Origin of the sequence: Coprococcus sp. TF11-13, from assembly GCF_003481085.1 — a bacterium.
Taxonomy (GTDB): Bacteria; Bacillota; Clostridia; order Lachnospirales; family Lachnospiraceae; genus Coprococcus; species Coprococcus aceti.
In genome coordinates this window covers 637,692-655,420 of record NZ_QUKK01000001.1, presented here as the reverse complement: position 1 = coordinate 655,420, position 17,729 = coordinate 637,692, and the positions used below count along the sequence as shown (strand labels likewise).

Below are 17,729 nucleotides of genomic sequence, written 5' to 3'. Positions count from 1 at the left end.
CCCAGAATACCACCATATAAGGTGATATTCCCGGGGGACATGTCACAGCTTTGTATTACTTGCTGCTCTGATTATCTTTTCTCTTTTTAGATGCCACAATAACACCGCATCCGGCAAGACTTATTAAGAGCACAACTGCTATTGGTACAACAGGAGCTCTGTCACCAGTATCCGGCTTGTTCTTGTCCTCTGTTGTTATTTCAGTAGTCTCAGTTGTCTGTGTTGTCTCGGTTGTCTCTGTGGTTTCGGTTGTCTCTGTGGTTTCCGTAGTCTCTGTGGTTTCCGTAGTCTCGGTCGTTGTTGTCTTCTTATCAACCATTGTGATAGTCACTACAATATCCTCACCGGCTGCAACCTTATCATCAGATACTGTAAATTCAATATCCTTTGCAAGGTCATAGCCAGATGGAGCCTTGACCTCTATGAGTGTGTAAGTCTTACCGATCACAAGTACCTTGTTTACCTCATGTACACTGCCATCTGTTACCCACTCATCAATCATTTTTCCATTAGCATCTTCAATTCTGAGTGTTGCACCCTTCACAGGGTTACCGTCCTCATCCACCTTCTCAAAGCTGTATTTTACTGAAGGCTCAAGCCATGTGATATTTCCATTATCATCAACTCGGGCTGTAACTTTACCAGTGTCAGTATTGAAACCACCGTCAAATGAATCAACTGTGATCTTTCCGTTCTCATCTTTCTTGAACTTGATTGATATTGGCTGTTCAGATACATAGTATCCATCCGGCGCCTGTATCTCTCTGATCGTATACTCTGTGCCGATCAAAATACCGTCAAACTTGAGAACTCCGTTGCTGTCTGTTGTAGCCTTAGCGACAAGCTCTTCCTCACCATTCTCGTTCTCCTTGTAGAGTCCGTATACTGAATTTGGAAGCTTAATGCCATTGTTCTCCTCTGCAACCTTCTCTATCTTGAGATCTGTTCTAGGAAGATCATTTATCAGTGTGTTATCCTGAACACCATTTAACACTGCATAAGTGTCAATGTTTGCCTCTGTTACCTCTGCTGTGTAGACTGTGTTATCGATAATATAATCTCCGATAGTCTTACTCTCTTTTACAAGATACGTACCAATCTTAAGATTCTTGAATGTCACAACACCATTTACACTTGTTGCTGTCATTACAGAATTCTCACACTCTGTATCTGTACCCTCATAGAGCGCAAACTCTACACCATCAAGCATTTTTACATCATCAGGGTCTTCAGCACATGACTCCTTATAAAGTCCAGCCTTAGTGAACTTGACAGTGCCAAGCTTGTAGGTATCAACGAACTCTACATCGGCTGTATTTCCACCAATAAGTGTTATTCCGGATGCCTCTGTTCCTTCACCGTCTATTCCATCCACAGTATAGCTGACTGTTACCGCTGCTCCATCATATGCATATGATGTTTCCTCAACTGTATATGTACCATCCGGCACATTTACAAGAGTTATCTCATACTTGCCATTTCCGAGCTTTGCCACCTCAGGGTCTGTAAGCTTTATGAGCTTACTATAGCCTGCATTGTTTGTAACATTGAACGTTACATTTGCCGCTGCATCATCTGCTGTAATATCTCCATTTATGGTCTTGGTAAGTTTTATAACATTTGGCTTGTATGTGTTTGTTATGTCATATCCAGTAACAGATGCCTTGTATCCCGAAACAGCATTCTCTGATACAGAATACTTGATCATGGTTCCATTATCTCTGTACTTTGGTAAATCCGTAAAGCTGTAATTCCAGTCAGTATCTGCTGTAACCACGAGGCTCTTTATACCAATACCATCTGCAAGAAGCTTAACTGTTATCGAATCTGGTCTCTGACCATCGTGATCATCGTCATCAACCCACGTCTTAGTGCCTGATACATTGATTGTCTCAGGTGTATGCTGATTGTCAACCACATATCCATCAGCTGCATTTCCTGTTATGACTGTTGTGTAACCATCTATAGTTGTAGTCTCCTCAACTGTGTAGTCGATGGTCTGTCCATTTTTCTTCTCGTCAAGAGCGTTCCATGTATGTGTCCAGTTATTTGCCTCGCTGAGTGTTACCCCAGAGCCAGCTACAACCTGTCCATCAGCCAGAAGACGAACCATTACGCTAGGTGTTCTCTTGCCGTCCTGGTTATCGTTATCACTCCACTTCTTTGTAACTGATACACTTGTCTTTCCCGGTGTGTAACTGTTCGTGATATTATAACCTGTAACCACACCTGTATATTCTGGTACATCAACCTCAGATACAGAATACTTGATCTGAATTCCACCATCTCTATACTTTGGAAGATTTGTAAAACTATACTCCCAGTTTTCTGCCTCGGTTACCGTCTTTGTAGCATATACACTGCCATCTGCAAGAAGGTTTACCTTGATATTTCCAGGTCTCTTGCCGTCCTGATTGTCCGCATCATCCCATGTCTTGCTGCCGCTCACTGATGTCGTCTCTGGTGTATAGCTGTTCTTTATTGTGAATCCTGTCTCAGCATCGCCTGTGACTGTGGTTGTATATCCATCAATTGCGGTTATCTCTCTTACACTGTAGACGATATTCACACCACTCTTCTTGACATCAAGTCCTGCCCATGTATATGTCCAGTTGTTGTCAGCACTGAGAGTTGTTTCTGATCCAACGACAGGAGTTCCATCAGCAAGAAGTTCAACCTTTACTGAACTCTCTCTCTTGCCGTCCTGATTGTCGGCATCATCCCAAGCCTTTGTAACTGATACACTTGTCTTTCCTGGTGTGTAACTGTTCGTGATATCATATCCATTTACAAGTGTCTGATAATCCTCAACAGCATTTTCTGTGATACTATATGTGATCTCGTTGCCACCTGCGTACTTTGGAAGATCTGTAAAGCTGTACTTCCAGCCGTTCGCAGCTGTAACTTCCTTATCATCCACCTTCACTCCGTTTGCAAGAAGATTTACTGTGATCTTTCCTGGTCTCTTACCATCCTGATCATTTGCATCATTCCATATCTTCTTACCACTTATTGAAGTTGTCTCTGGTGTGTAGCTGTTCTTGATGATATAACCGGTCTTCGCAGATCCTGTGATAACTGTTGCATATCCTTCAACCGATGTAATCTCTTCAACAGTATATTCAATAGGTGATCCATTCTTGTTGATATCAAGATCACTCCATGTATGACTCCAGTTGTTGGCATCACTAAGATCCACCTCAGAATCTGCAACTACGTTTCCGTCGGCAAGAAGTCTTACTTTTATATTTCTAGCTCTCTTGCCATCCTGGTTATCAGCATCATCCCAGGCCTTTGTAACTGATACACTGGTCTTTCCAGGTGTATAACTGTTCGTGATATCATATCCATTGACAAGTGTCTGATAATCATCAACAGCATCCTCTGTGATGGTGTACGTGATTTTATTGCCATTTTTGTACTTTGGAAGATCCGTAAAATTGTACTTCCAACCATCTGCCTCAGTTACTTCCTTCGTAGCATATATGTCTCCATCTGCAAGAAGATTTACCGTAATCTTTCCTGGTCTCTTGCCATCCTGATCGTTTGCATCGTTCCAGGTCTTTGTTACTTCTATATTGATCGTTTCAGGCGTATGACTATTGGTAAATGTATATCCGTTTTCTGCGTCTCCTGTTACAGCTGTAGTGTATTCGGAAACAGCATCCTCAGTTACTTCGTATGTTATCTCTGATCCATCTGCATATTTAGGAAGGTCTGTGAAACTAAACTTCCAGTCATTTGCTGCTGTGACTTCAAGACTCTTGATCTTTGTTCCGTTTGCAATCAGGTTGACTGTGATACTTGGAGGTCTGATACCATCCTGATTCTCGCCATCGTCCCAGATCTTAACACCCTTTACCGATGTCGTCTCTGGTGTGTAGCTGTTCGTAACTGTGTATCCTGTTGTCATATCTCCGGTTATCACTGGAGTATATCCTTCAGTAATATCTGTTTCTTCTACAGTGTAAGCTATCGGAGCTCCATCCTTGTTCACATCAAGATCTATCCATGTATATGTCCAGTTGTTATCTGCTTTTAATATAGTCTCTGAGCCATCTACTGCTATTCCGTTCGCAAGCAGCTGAACCGTTACACTCGTAGGTCTCTTTCTGTCCTGGTTGTTTGCATCATCCCAGCTCTTTGTGACTGATACACTTGTCTTTGCCGGTGTATATGTGTTTGTAATGTTATATCCGTCTATTACGGTTGCATAATCACCGACCGCATCCTCTGTGATTGTATAAATGATCTTGTTGCCACCGCTATACTTTGGAAGATCTTTGAAACTATACTTCCAGTCTTCCTCTGCTGTAACAGTCTTTGTCTTGTATAACTGACCATCCGCAAGAAGATTTACAGTGATGCTCTCAGGTCTCTTTCTATCCTGATTGTTAGCATCATCCCATGTCTTTGCACCAGCTATATCAATGGTCTCTGGTGTGTAGCTGTTTGTTATGACAAATCCTGTCTTGGCATCACCCGTGACCTTCTTCGTATATCCGGTCACTGTGGTGGTCTCATCTACTGTATAAGCTATAGCCGTACCGTTCTTATAAACTGCAAGATCTTTCCATGTATACGTCCAGTTGTTATCTGCTTTAAGAGTTACCTCTGAGCCAGCGACCTCTGATTCATCAGCATACAGTTTAACCTTGATTTCTGTTGCTCTCTTACCATCCTGATTTCCAGCATCGTTCCAGATCTTTGTAACCTTAACATCTGTAACCTCTAGAACATGTGTGTTTGTAATATCATATCCATTTGGAACTGCCGTATACCCCTCTACGCTGTCTTCTGTGATGGTATACTTTATCTCCTGTCCATCGCTGTACTTTGGAAGATCTGTAAAACTGTACTTCCAATTTTCTAACTTTGTCACTGTTTTTGTTGCGGTCTCAGTTCCATTTGCAAGAAGTCTGACTGTGATTTTATCAGGTCTCTTGCCATCCTGGTTATTATTATCATCCCAGGTCTTGGTTCCCTCGATATCAATAGTCTCAGGTTTATGACTATTAGTCACTACAAAGCCTGTCTTGGCATCGCCTGTGACTTTGGCGCTATATCCATCGATAATGCTAGTCTCTTTAACAGTGTATGTTATGTTCTTTCCGCCGGACTTCTGTGGAAGGTCATTCCATGTATGTTTCCACTGATTGTCAGCACTCAGTGTAACCTCAGAGTTCGTGACATCGATACCGTTTGCCACAAGCTTAACCTTTACGCTTGTAGCTCTCTTGCCATCCTGGTTATCAGCATCATTCCACTCCTTGAGTACTGAGATGCTTGTCTTTCCAGGTGTATAACTGTTGGTAATATCATATCCATTGATATCAGTATTGTAATCCTCAACCGTATCCTCAGTGATGGTGTACTTTATCTCATTACCACCTCTGTACTTTGGAAGATCTGCAAATTTGTACTTCCAGCCCTTTGCTGCAGTTACACTCTCTGAGTTAATCTCACTGCCATCAGCATAGAGTCTGACTGTGATAGCATCTTTTCTCTTACCATCCTGATTATCATTGTCATCCCAGGTCTTGGTTCCCTCAATGTCAATTGTCTCAGGTGTATGAGTGTTTTTGATGGTAAAACCGCTCTCTATACTGCCGGTTATCTGAGTATTATAGCCAGTTACCTTTGCCTCTGATACAGTGTATGCGATCGCTTTGCCTGCCGCATCATACTTAGGAAGATTCTCAAAGCTGTATGCCCAATTTCCTGCTGCATCAGGTGTAACCGTTTTCCTGTCAACTTCCGTATCACCATTCTTAACAATAACAGTTATGTTATTCGGTCTCAGACCATCCTGATTGTCATTGTCATCCCATACCTTGGTTCCGCTTATATTGACGTATGCAGTATAGGTATTGGTAATGGTCACAAGTGATGTAGCATCTGAAGATATCTCTACAGTGGCATCTGTATCATTTTTTGAAGCACCTACAGCATATGTAACTGTGTTCTTATATCCGTCAAATGCAGCATTCGTCTCTGTTATTGTATATGTTCCATATGGAGCATTCTTTACAACGTAGCTTCCAGCGGTGAACTGATCATATGTAACTGATGTTGGTCCATTATATCCATCTGGACCTGCGATTGTGAATGTGATCTGTCTCTTCTGTGCATCTGTGAGCTTTGTATCATCAAGATCCCCACTAAACAGCTTGGCGATCTGTATCTTTCCAACATTCAGTGTGTTGGTAAGCTCTGCAGCCGTAACCACTCCATTCTCATCTTTTGTGAGTTCAAGCTTTCCTGTATAGCCATTCACATCATTCTCGACAACTGTGTAGTTAATCAGATTGCCAGCGTCATCCTTCTTGTCAAGATCTGTAAATGTTCCACTCCAGTTATTTGAATCATTGAGTGTAAGTGTCTTGTCAACGATCTTTGTTATATTGCCCGCCGCATCCTCTGTGGCAAGTGTAACTTTGATGTTCTTTGGTCTTGCTGACAGAATGTTGTCGCTGTCATCCCACTTCTTGGTTACAGGAATATCGATCGTCTCATTTGTCACCTTTGTGTTGGTGTTCGTGATGGTGATCGTTCCGGTTGCTGTTCCATTATTACTTATTGTGACCTGGTAATCAGCATTATCAAAATCCTCTTCTGCAAAGTAGTAGAGGTAGTTGCCATTTGCATCAGCTACTTTAAGCTCTATCTCATCGCTTGTCCACTTATTTGCACTATTTAAGGTAATTGTCTTTACAACAGGATCTGTATTCTTGTCGTAACTTGATGGATTAGTTGATGCATAGACCTTAACTGTTATACTGTCAACCGGAATATCCTTCAGTGTTCCACCTGCGGCATCCTTCCATACCTTTTTAACAGTTATCTTTCTGTTCTCAGGAGTGTTATCTACTGGCAGTGTATAATCCTGTGAACCTTTGCTGTCAAGGACTATGTCTGAGATAGAATCAGTTGTCACCTCAGCAGGTTTCGGTCCTGTCAGGCTGGATGAGATATTGTTCTCATATATGTATATAGGATCTGTGAGCTTCTCATAACCCTCAGGTGCTTCCACCTCTATAAGCTTGTAATAGTAATTATAATACAAACTTGATAATGTAAGTCTTCCCTGTTCGTTAGTTACTCTTTCCTCATCGCTTCCAGGTACCATGAGATTCCAGTTAGTGTCTGCACTGTTGTTTGGATCACCATATCTGTAAAGCTCAAACTTCGCACCAGCAAGCTTGATTCCTGTCATTATAGAGTCAGTTTTTATTATCGAAAGATTAAACTGCTCTGTATCAGTTCCCATTGATGAATCCTGATCATTGATGTTCGTGTCCGTCGATGACGAATCTGCCGAACTTGTAGATCCAAGAATACCAACGCTGTTCTTAACATCCGCTGTAAGCTTACCTGTATATACAAGAGTATATGTATACTTCAGGATAAACTTTGTCTCATCCGGCATGGTGAGTGTCAGTGTAGACATCTTAGCTGTCGTATCATCTGCATATGTATAGCTGTATTTGTCCGCCGGAACTTCAGCGCCTGTATCTGCGTACAGAAGCTTAAGCGAACCATCCTTGATAAATACTCTCTTTACTGCAGCCGCATTGCTGTAGTCATACTTGTCAACTACAGTTATGGATCCTGTATTGCCAAGAGCCTCACCCTTCTCATTGATATACACAGTATATTCAATACTGTTGGTGTCATTATCATAGTTTCCTGCAGTTTTGGTAATATTCGGTCCAGTCACAGTAACCTTTGCGCTGTCATCCTTGGTCTTAGTTGAACCGTCGGTTCTGACAACTGTTGCCGAACAATTGTTGGTGAATTCCACGTCACTGCCACCAACAACGGATGATATATCCTTTGTGACCTTGACTGCATAGTAGACAACAACCTTGACATTTCTGGTATAAAACTCAAGTGACTTTATGTCAAAACTAATACTGTTGCTTGCCAAATTAAAGTTCTCTATATAATTATATGCACCTGTCTGAGGTCTCGTCTTATTATCTGCATAATAAGAAACAAAATATATTCCAGCATGGCCAACAGTCTCTCCTACACCCCCTGGAAGCATATCACGCTTAAGGTATGTAGTATCGAGCTCAGTTCCTGCCGGAAGTGTATCTGTAAAGGAAAGTCTGTCTCCATCTCCATACGCAAAGTCACCGTTGAGAACTACCTTATATACGAACACATTGTTGGCCTTGTCATATCCGACAATACTCTCCTTCTCGTCAGCGCCATTGGTATAGCTGTACTTCTCTACTATAGAACCCTGGGGTATTCCAGATACAGGATGTGAATCCTGTGATGTCTTGGATGAACCATCAATAGTAAGAGTACCCTTATTGACTGCCGTATACTTGCTGTCAGACTTTACTGTCGTATTATATGTGATAACATAATCTATCGGGTTCTCCTCTGTACCTGTTATATCTCTGAGGAATTCTATTGTATATCCCATTATGTAGTTGTCAGATGATGCTGGAACATCTGCAACACTGTCAACAGTTGCAAACTTTGGCCCCCATACATTTGAGAAGTCAGCGTATGTTACCTTTACCTTGTAGTCAACTTCCTCTGTAAGGCCAGCTATTGTAAGTCCGTTTATCTGATCTGCCGTAAAGTAATGCTTTGGAAGTGCTCCATTATCATATGTTACAGAGTCAGTATATGTATCATTCGCATTGAGCTTGTCAACACCAGATATTGTAGACTTCCATGCAAGGGTATATGTATCATCGTTCTCCGTCTCTGATACGAATTCCTTCTTTATTGAATCACCGGCCACCTCTACAGTCGCCTTGGCGCTGTCCGTAACTCCGTTCTTCTCTATTGTCGCTACATTCTTATAAACATCAGTCAGCTTATCAAGCTTGGATGAATCTGTTGTGTAGATGAACACGATCTTGGATTTGTTCTCTGTCACCTCAACCCTTGAAGTTCCATCTGTCAAATAAAGTTTACCATTCTCTTCCACAAAGCTTGCAGGAAGATTGATAGTGGTTGAAACATCTGTGTCATTTATGGATACGCTGCACGTCTTTTCGTCTGTGAGCTCTGTTCCATTCTTTGTGAGTATATCCGATACTGACATTCCTGTCAGATTCTTCTTCTTATCCGCATTCACGGTTACTGTCCATGTTATGGTTGACTTGTCACCTGACAGTGAACCGGTCTTACTTATGGATGCTGTAGACTTGCCGGCATTGTACCATGTACTGCTGTCGTTATCAGTATGCTCGTCATGTGAATCATCTGACACGTCTACACCATTCTTATTGTGTACATTTATGATTCCGATGTCATCGGCAATATCTGAGACAACAACCTCGTATGTGATCTCATACTGTGAATTAGCGTCAAGCTTCGGAAGCTTTCCATTTATAACTGTTTCACCATTTCCTATGGTTCCTGTTGCAGGAGTCACATATCCATTTGCTGTGACATCCGTGTACTGTCCGTTGCTGTCCTTGAGCTTGCATGTAACATTCTGTACTGATCTCTTGGCATCAGATCCAAGTTTTGAGTCAAGTTCATTTGCAAGAATATCATCGAGTGTAATATCACCATCGCTTCCATACTCAGAACTTACTATAACCTTGTACTTGTAAACTATCTTGTGATCGTCAGGATAATTGCTCACACCATCTGAGGATTTTGTAACCTTGAGATCTGTGGCACCGTCCTTCACATATTTGTAGCCCTTGTTGGTCTGATCCTTATCATCAACCTTTGAATTCTTAGCCTCCGCGATATTGCTCTGGTTCAGATTGATCACGTCCTGAGAAAGATCATCGACTTTACTCTTTACTGTATAGGTTATCTTATATGACTCCTTTGCACCGAGTGCAGGAAGAGTTCCTTCTATAGTAGAGGTACTACTGTTATATGTGAGTGATGAGCTGCAGTCTGTGTTGTCAGACTTGATCACCTTTATATCTGTAACTTCAGGTGTGACACCTGCTATGTCGTTGGCTATAACATCACTAAAGTTCAGATCCTCACTGGCACTTCCATGATTGGATGAAACTTCTACGGTATAGTCAAAGTATACATATCCATCCTTAGGATCTGTAACTCTACCCTCGGATGCGGTCTTCTTCACATCCACATCAGGCTTGAAATCCACATCCACAGTCACAATCACAGTGCTTGTGAATTTGTTCTCGACCTGGTTTTTCTCATTGTACTTTGTGAGATCCATATCGATCCACGCCTTGAAGAAAGCCTTGAGCTGGGCTCCCCCCTTGAGTGCTGTATGATTGATAGTCGCAGTAAGGACTCCGTTCACAACTGAATACGAACCGATCTTGTTACCACTTCCATCAGTTATATCCTCATTCAGAATATCGGAATTAAACTTTATGGTATCCGGCATCGTATAAGTAAATGTTGCATCTTCACCAGACTCCAATATGCTATTAACAACATCTTCCGGGAACACTATATCCATAGACATCTGGATATCTACACCGGCTTTTGTAGGATCATTTGGATCTACAGGAAGCGGCGTTGTGGACGGTCTGGAACTGCTACCATATATATTACCTGCTTTATCAGCAATCGTAGCTCCAGTAATATAATCTTCAAGATTTCCGGTTACTGCTGCACTCGACAGCATTGCTATCGAATCAGTAGCCGTGGCGTATGCGTCTCCTCCTCTCGTCTCGGCCGCATTTGACCAACTATAATTAGAAGGCGAAATCAACGTAGTTATCATAACTACCGCCAGCAGCAGTGCTATAAGCTTTTTCGTAGTTTTTGCCATTGTAATACCTCTTTTCTAATTATTTTTCGAATTACAAACTTGCTTTAAATTTATCATAACACATGGTAATTGTAAACAGTTTGTGAACAAAAAGAACAGTTTTCTGTTGCTTTTTTGTTCACATTTACTTTATCGTTTAATTATTAGGTGATTTTGTACTACTATTCTTCGGCAGCATAATCTATCGAAATATATCAAACATATAAAATATAATCGATTACAATTCACTCTTTCTGTCTCTGTTGAGAAGCTCTGTGAGAGCCTCTTTTGCCGTCATGCCATTAAATAATACGTTATTGACTGCTTCAACGATAGGCATCTCAACCCCATGCTCCCTGGCAAGTGCCAGTGTTGCCTTGGCAGAATAAACACCCTCAACAACCATCTTGACCTCCGCCATAGCCTCCTCATAGGTCTTTCCCTGACCGATGAGATAACCGGCATTCCTGTTACGGCTGTGCTTGGATGTACATGTAACTATAAGATCTCCCATTCCTGAAAGTCCTGACAGCGTCTTGACATCTGCGCCCATGGCAAGTCCAAGTCTCATGATCTCCGCCATTCCTCTGGTCATAAGAGCAGCCTTCGTGTTGTCGCCAAGTCCAAGTCCATCTGATATTCCGGCTGCCAGAGCTATTACATTTTTCACTGAACCACCCAGCTCAATACCAGTCACATCAGTGCTTGTATATACCCTGAAATAATCGTTCATAAATGCGTTCTGGATCGTCTTTGCAATCTCTATATCACGGGCACCGGCAACTACCGTTGTAGGTATTTCGCGGCCTACTTCCTCTGCATGTGACGGACCCGAAAGGACAGCCACCTTAGCCTGTGGAATTTCTTCCTCAATGATCTCCACGAGAGCCTTGAGTGTGGACTCTTCTATTCCCTTGCTGACATTCACGATAAGCTGTCCGTCGCTCACCTTGTCAGCGATGCTCTTTGCTGTGCTTCTGACAAACGGAGAAGGCACTGCGCACACTATCATCTTCTGACCGATAACAGCCTTTGACGCATCTGTTGTATATTCAATACTGTTGTTAAGTATAACGCCCGGAAGTCTGTCTCTCTGCTCATGAAATTCCTTGAGCATGGCAACCTCTCTCTCATCTATAGACCACACTATAACCTCGTGTCCATTTCCTGCCAGCAGATTAGCAAGTGCAGAACCCCATCCACCTGCTCCAAGAACACCTATTTTCATCGTAAAATACCTCCAAAATATTTATATTTCTTTTTTCAATCCTTGAATCACTTTTTCTATTTTAACTTTTTTTCATCATTTAATCCAGTCCATAGTGACAATACATGGATGTTTTTGCAATTTTTTACTGTATTTTTAGATTTTTGTCCAGTTATGTAAACTCACATTATTCTATTCAACGGTTTTTAATACACTTTTCACTGCGTATAAATATCACATAACCATAATCTCAGTTTTATGTATACTCATTATGTTATCTGATTTTATTTTATCCAGACATCTATAAAACGTTGCTCACTACAAAAAAACCCCCTCCTTCCTGGTTTATCCAGTAAGGAGGGTATTCAATAACTCTCTATTCGCTTCCGCTTTCCATCAAGCCTTCTTAGAACCAAACGACAACTTATTCTCTGTTCCCGCTATCAGTCTCTTGATATTCTGCCAATGTCTTATCACGGCCATTCCGGCTATGATTCCCGCCATGATTATTCCTTCGATCATTTTGGCATTCGATGTGAAATTATAATCTCCATGAATTGCAAATACTGTGTATAATATGAAGAATCCGATCATGATCGTAAGTGATCCAACCGATACATATCTTGTTATCACAACACTTATAACGAACGCTGCAAGGAGTATCACTACCAATCTCCAGTCCCACAGACCTACTATCATTCCGCCGCTGGCAGCAATTCCCTTGCCGCCCTTGAACTGCATATAGAATGGGAAGTTATGACCAAGCACAACTCCAAGTCCTGTATACAGTACGAACATGTATGCATCACCTATACCTAACTGGCCAAGTATGATATGTGTCAGTGAGCAGGCGATTATTCCTTTGAGGAAATCCCCCAGGAAAACTATCAGTCCAGCTTTCTTTCCAAGAACTCTCAGTGCATTTGTCGTTCCCGCATTTCCACTTCCATACTTTCTTATATCAACACCTTTTATCCTGCCGTAAATATACGCTGTCTGAATGAGTCCTACTCCATAGCCCCCAACCAGACATATAGCTCTAATCAACATCTCCATGACTACTTCTCTTTCCTCTCCCTGATTATGAATTTTAGAGGTGTACCTCTGAATCCAAAGGATTCTCTTATCCTGTTCTCTATATAACGTGTATATGAGAAATGCATAAGCTCCTTGTCATTTACAAATATGACAAATGTAGGAGGTTTTACTGACACCTGGGTAATATAATAGAGCTTAAGTCTCTTACCCTTATCTGATGGTGGCTGCTGCATAGCAACCGCCTCACTCATAATCTCATTCAGAACACCAGTAGCTATGCGGAGTGAATGATTCTCTATAACAGCATCTATGGTCTCGAACAGCTTTGGAAGTCTCTGTCCGGTCTGGGCTGATATGAAGAGCAGTTCCGCATACGGCATGTATGAAAGCTTGTTTCTGATCTCCTCTGTAAACTTATATATGGTCTTGTCATTCTTCTCGATGGCATCCCATTTGTTCACAGCTATTATCATTCCCTTGCCACGATCATGTGCGATTCCCGCGATCTTGGCATCCTGATCGGTTATTCCCTCCGTTGCGTCTATTACGAGGACTGCAACATTACATCTCTCAACCGCTGATACTGTTCTTATGATACTGTATCTCTCTATATCCTCTTTAATCTTGCTCTTTCGTCTGAGTCCCGCTGTGTCTATGAATACATATTCTCTGCCATTTCTGACGATCTCTGTATCCACGGCATCTCTTGTGGTTCCGGCTATATCTGATACAATAACCCTGTCCTCACCGAGAAGCTTATTAATTATAGAAGATTTTCCTACGTTTGGCTTTCCTATGATGGCGATTCTAGGTCTCTCATCCTCCGTGTCATCCTTTGCAGACTCATTGAAGTGTGATACCACCTCATCGAGCATATCTCCTATTCCAAGTCTGGATGAACCTGATATAGGATGTGGATCTCCAAGTCCAAGATTATAGAACTCATACACATCCGGCATGAACTTTTCAAAGCTGTCTACCTTGTTGACAACGAGAACTATAGGTTTCTTGGATCTTCTGAGCATATCGGCAACCTTGACATCATCATCAACCATTCCCTGTCTGACATCCGTCATGAACAGGATGACGTCCGCTGTCTCTATGGCTATCTCTGCCTGTTCTCTCATGCTCTTAAGTATAATATTGTCTGACTCCGGCTCAATTCCTCCTGTGTCTATCAGAGTGAAATTGTAATCCAGCCAGTTGATATCAGCATAAATTCTGTCTCGCGTAACTCCCGGTGTATTCTGAACTATGGATATCTTTTCTCCGGCAAGCACATTGAACAGAGTTGATTTACCTACATTGGGTCTGCCCACTATGGCAACTATAGGTTTACTCATTCTATCTTCCTCCATATATAATTAATTACATATCATCGCCAATTACTGCATGAATAAAATCAGCACCACTTGATTCTACAATACAAACATCGACTTGTAAAGCATCTGTGAGCTCTGCAAGCGTCACATCATCAAGGAATTTTGGCTCATCCGCCATAAGAGTATTGGAAGGCAGTATAAGACGCTGCCCAAGAGGCTTTCCTGTGAGTTGTTTTCTTATATCACCGCCCGTAAGCAATCCTGTTACAGTTATCCTGTGTCCAAAGAAATCATTAATGATCTTATACAGATGCACCTTCACATTAGGGAACTTCTCAGGGATCCTGTTAGCAAGGAGCTTTATGGAATCATATACGAGCACTCCAGTAACCATGGACACCTCATACTCTCTGTCATCGCCCTCTACGCAGCTCCACTCTTCATCAAACTCATCCATGAGCAGTCTCACCATGCCCACACCATTTTCAAGCTGGATAAAGCCATCATACCTGTCAGCCTCAGGGAAATCCCTGCCGGCATTTATATACCATTCATCACTTGCCTGGACAAAATGTGTGCCATGCTTTTCAAATGCCTTTTTCTGAAAATGTTCTATTATATCAATAACCTCGCAGGCGTCCTCTCTGTTGAACGGTTCAAGATGGAACAAGCCATCTCTGTAATCTGACAAACCGACAGGAACCACGGACAAACTCTCCATAACAGGAACAAACTCCATAAGATCAGAGATCGTACGCCACAATTCCTCCCCGTCATTTATCCCCTTGCACAGAACTATCTGTCCATTCATAGGAATACTAGCTTCATAAAATTTCCTTATATAGTCAAGTATGGCACCGGCAAATCTGTTGTTCAGCATACTGCAGCGCAGCTTGGGATTGGTAGTGTGCACTGATATATTTATCGGAGCAAGGTGATAATTGATTATTCTGTCAATATCCTTTTCCTTCATATTAGTAAGGGTAATATAATTTCCCTGAAGAAATGACAGTCTGGAATCATCGTCCTTGAAATATATAGTGTCTCTCATACCTTTCGGGTTCTGATCGATAAAGCAGAATATGCACTTGTTATAGCAAGACTTGTAATTATCCATCAGGGAATTTTCAAAAACAATCCCTAGATCCTCGTCATAATCCTTATCTATCTCCAGAAGCCACTCCTCGCCGTCAGACTTTCTCACGAGAAGTTCTATATATTCGTCATTTATGAGATACTGATAGTCAAATATATCCTCTATAGGGTGGTCATTGACCGCCAGAATATTATCTCCCGGTTCGATCTCCATCTCCTGAGCTATACTTCCCTCAAGTATTTCCTTTACAATATGTTCCATAATTTCCTCTTCTATATTAATTGTCTACGGATCAAAAGCTGCAGCAAATGAATAACACCCTATCATTCAGGGAGCATGATCACCGCCGCAAGATTACCCCGCAGGCCTTTGCTCGCCCTGTGTGAAAAAAGCCATTCGCTGTTACAGCATGTACATATATTTGTCACGTCAATATTCTCAGGTTTTACACCTGAATCAACAAGATTGTAATAGTTGGCCTTGTGGAGATCAAGCAGATATTTGCCATTACCCTTGCTAAATAAGATCTGAGCCGCCTCTGCTTCCGTATATGCCGCCATAAAGCGTTCAGCTACATCTTCACTCACCTCATAGCAATTCTTGCATATAGAAGGTCCTATGGCGCAAATGAGATTCTCTGGAGATGTTCCATATTCAGACTTCAATCTGTTTATCATATGTCCGCTTATCTTGCTGACGGTTCCCTTCCACCCGGAGTGATTCGCCGCAACAACCTTTTTCACCGGATCATAGAACAGTACAGGGACACAGTCCGCATAAAATGTCATAAGTGGTATTCCCGGAACATCCGTCATAAGTCCATCGATCTCCAGAATATCCGACTCTCTGATTATTCCCTTTCCGGCATCCTTCTCTGTAACTTTATATATGTCTGTCTTATGCACCTGATCTGAGAACACAAGCTTTTCGTGATCATACCCCACTGCAGTGGCAAATCTGCGGTGATTCTCCATTACCAGATCCGCATCATCGCCTCTGTGGAAGCTCAGGTTCATGGAACCCAGATATCCCTCACTCACTCCGCCGATCCTGGTGGAGAATGCATTTACAACTCCGGCTCTGTCCAATTTGTCAAATGATATATAATCCACGCCATCCACCGTGTGGACATGTGTTGAATTGTCTTTCCTAATATACTTTATATCCATATCCGCCATCCTATCAATATCCCGAATACTCAAATGCATTTTCTATATGATGTATATCCTCACCAAGTATGGTTATCACATCAAATCTAACCGGGGTGTCCATTCCATATCCATATTTGTTCAGGAAGAATAATGCAGTCCTACATATCTGTCTCTGCTTGCGCACATCGACAGCCTCCTCCGGCAAGCCCTTATGTACTCCGGACCTATACTTCACCTCGATAAACACTATATATCCATCGTGTTTTGCCACTATATCTATCTCACCGCTGGCCACCCTGAAATTCCTGCACAGGATCTCATAGCCCCTGCCAGCCAGATGATCAGCAGCTAAAGCTTCCTTTTCATTACCGGTTGCTCTGCTGTTATACATCATTTCACCTTTCCATGAATATATGTGTGATGAACAATTGTTATACAAAGTTCTTGATAAACGTCCTTCTGTGTATTGCGCACGGACCGATCTTCTTGAGCGCATCAATGTGCTCTGCCGTACCATATCCCATGTTTTTTGCAAATCCATACCCCGGATACAGACTGTCATACTCAACCATAAGCCTGTCCCTTGTAACCTTTGCAATTATACTTGCTGCCGCAATCGACGCAGACAGCGTATCACCTTTTATTATGCCTACCTGCTCGATATCAACACCCGGAATATTAACCGCATCGTTTAACAGGAGCTGTGGTTTAACCTGAAGCTTCGATATAGCCTGCTTCATCGCCTCGTAATCTGCATTGAGAACATTTATCTCGTCAATTACTTTCTCGTTTGCCATACCCACGCCTACAGCTACAGCTTTCGCCATGATCTCATCGTATAGAGCCTCCCTCTTCTTCGGTGTGAGCTGCTTGGAGTCGTTGAGGTATAAAATATCACAGTCCTTTGGAAGAATGACTGCAGCAGCCACTACAGGGCCTGCAAGCGGGCCTCTTCCGACCTCATCTATACCACATATATATCCCTTATCAGCGTATTTTCTCTCAAATTCAAACATTTTATAGCTGCGGGCTTTTTCCTTTTCAAGAGCATTGATCTTTTTCTGAGCGGACGCTATGATCTTCTTTACCCCATCTCTCTCATCGTCGCCATACTTCTCGATAAGCCCCGAATATTCACTTATATCAGCATCAGCAAATACTTTTTTTATCTCCGCTATACTTTCCATAT

The 17,729-nt window shown here is 42.0% G+C and carries 8 protein-coding genes; all 8 read right to left on the bottom strand.

Annotation, left to right across the window (positions count from 1 at the left end):
• Positions 1-55: 55 nt before the first annotated feature.
• Positions 56-10,747 (bottom strand): Cna B-type domain-containing protein, encoded by a 10,692-nt coding sequence (locus tag DXD11_RS14675; RefSeq protein ID WP_118757735.1) that lies wholly within the window; start codon positions 10,745-10,747, stop codon positions 56-58.
• A 217-nt stretch (positions 10,748-10,964) separates the two neighbouring features.
• Positions 10,965-11,954, bottom strand: coding sequence for an NAD(P)H-dependent glycerol-3-phosphate dehydrogenase (locus DXD11_RS02830; RefSeq protein ID WP_117548926.1), 990 nt, complete (start codon positions 11,952-11,954; stop codon positions 10,965-10,967).
• A 375-nt stretch (positions 11,955-12,329) separates the two neighbouring features.
• Positions 12,330-12,989 carry a glycerol-3-phosphate 1-O-acyltransferase PlsY gene (gene plsY / locus DXD11_RS02825; protein WP_118757734.1) on the bottom strand — a complete coding sequence of 220 codons (660 nt, stop codon included), beginning with the start codon at positions 12,987-12,989 and terminating at the stop codon, positions 12,330-12,332.
• Positions 12,990-12,991: 2 nt separating this feature from the next.
• On the bottom strand, positions 12,992-14,314 hold the full coding sequence (gene der / locus DXD11_RS02820; protein WP_118757733.1) for a ribosome biogenesis GTPase Der: 1,323 nt from the start codon (positions 14,312-14,314) through the stop codon (positions 12,992-12,994).
• A gap of 25 nt (positions 14,315-14,339) precedes the next feature.
• Positions 14,340-15,650: a DUF512 domain-containing protein gene (locus DXD11_RS02815; protein ID WP_118757732.1), complete on the bottom strand. Its 1,311-nt coding sequence runs from the start codon at positions 15,648-15,650 to the stop codon at positions 14,340-14,342.
• Between the two features lie 62 nt (positions 15,651-15,712).
• Positions 15,713-16,558 carry a peptidoglycan editing factor PgeF gene (pgeF, locus tag DXD11_RS02810; RefSeq protein ID WP_243105798.1) on the bottom strand — a complete coding sequence of 282 codons (846 nt, stop codon included), beginning with the start codon at positions 16,556-16,558 and terminating at the stop codon, positions 15,713-15,715.
• Positions 16,559-16,571: 13 nt separating this feature from the next.
• Positions 16,572-16,931 (bottom strand): YraN family protein, encoded by a 360-nt coding sequence (locus DXD11_RS02805; protein WP_015534983.1) that lies wholly within the window; start codon positions 16,929-16,931, stop codon positions 16,572-16,574.
• Between the two features lie 40 nt (positions 16,932-16,971).
• Positions 16,972-17,727 carry a ribonuclease HII gene (locus tag DXD11_RS02800; RefSeq protein WP_015534984.1) on the bottom strand — a complete coding sequence of 252 codons (756 nt, stop codon included), beginning with the start codon at positions 17,725-17,727 and terminating at the stop codon, positions 16,972-16,974.
• Positions 17,728-17,729: the final 2 nt, after the last annotated feature.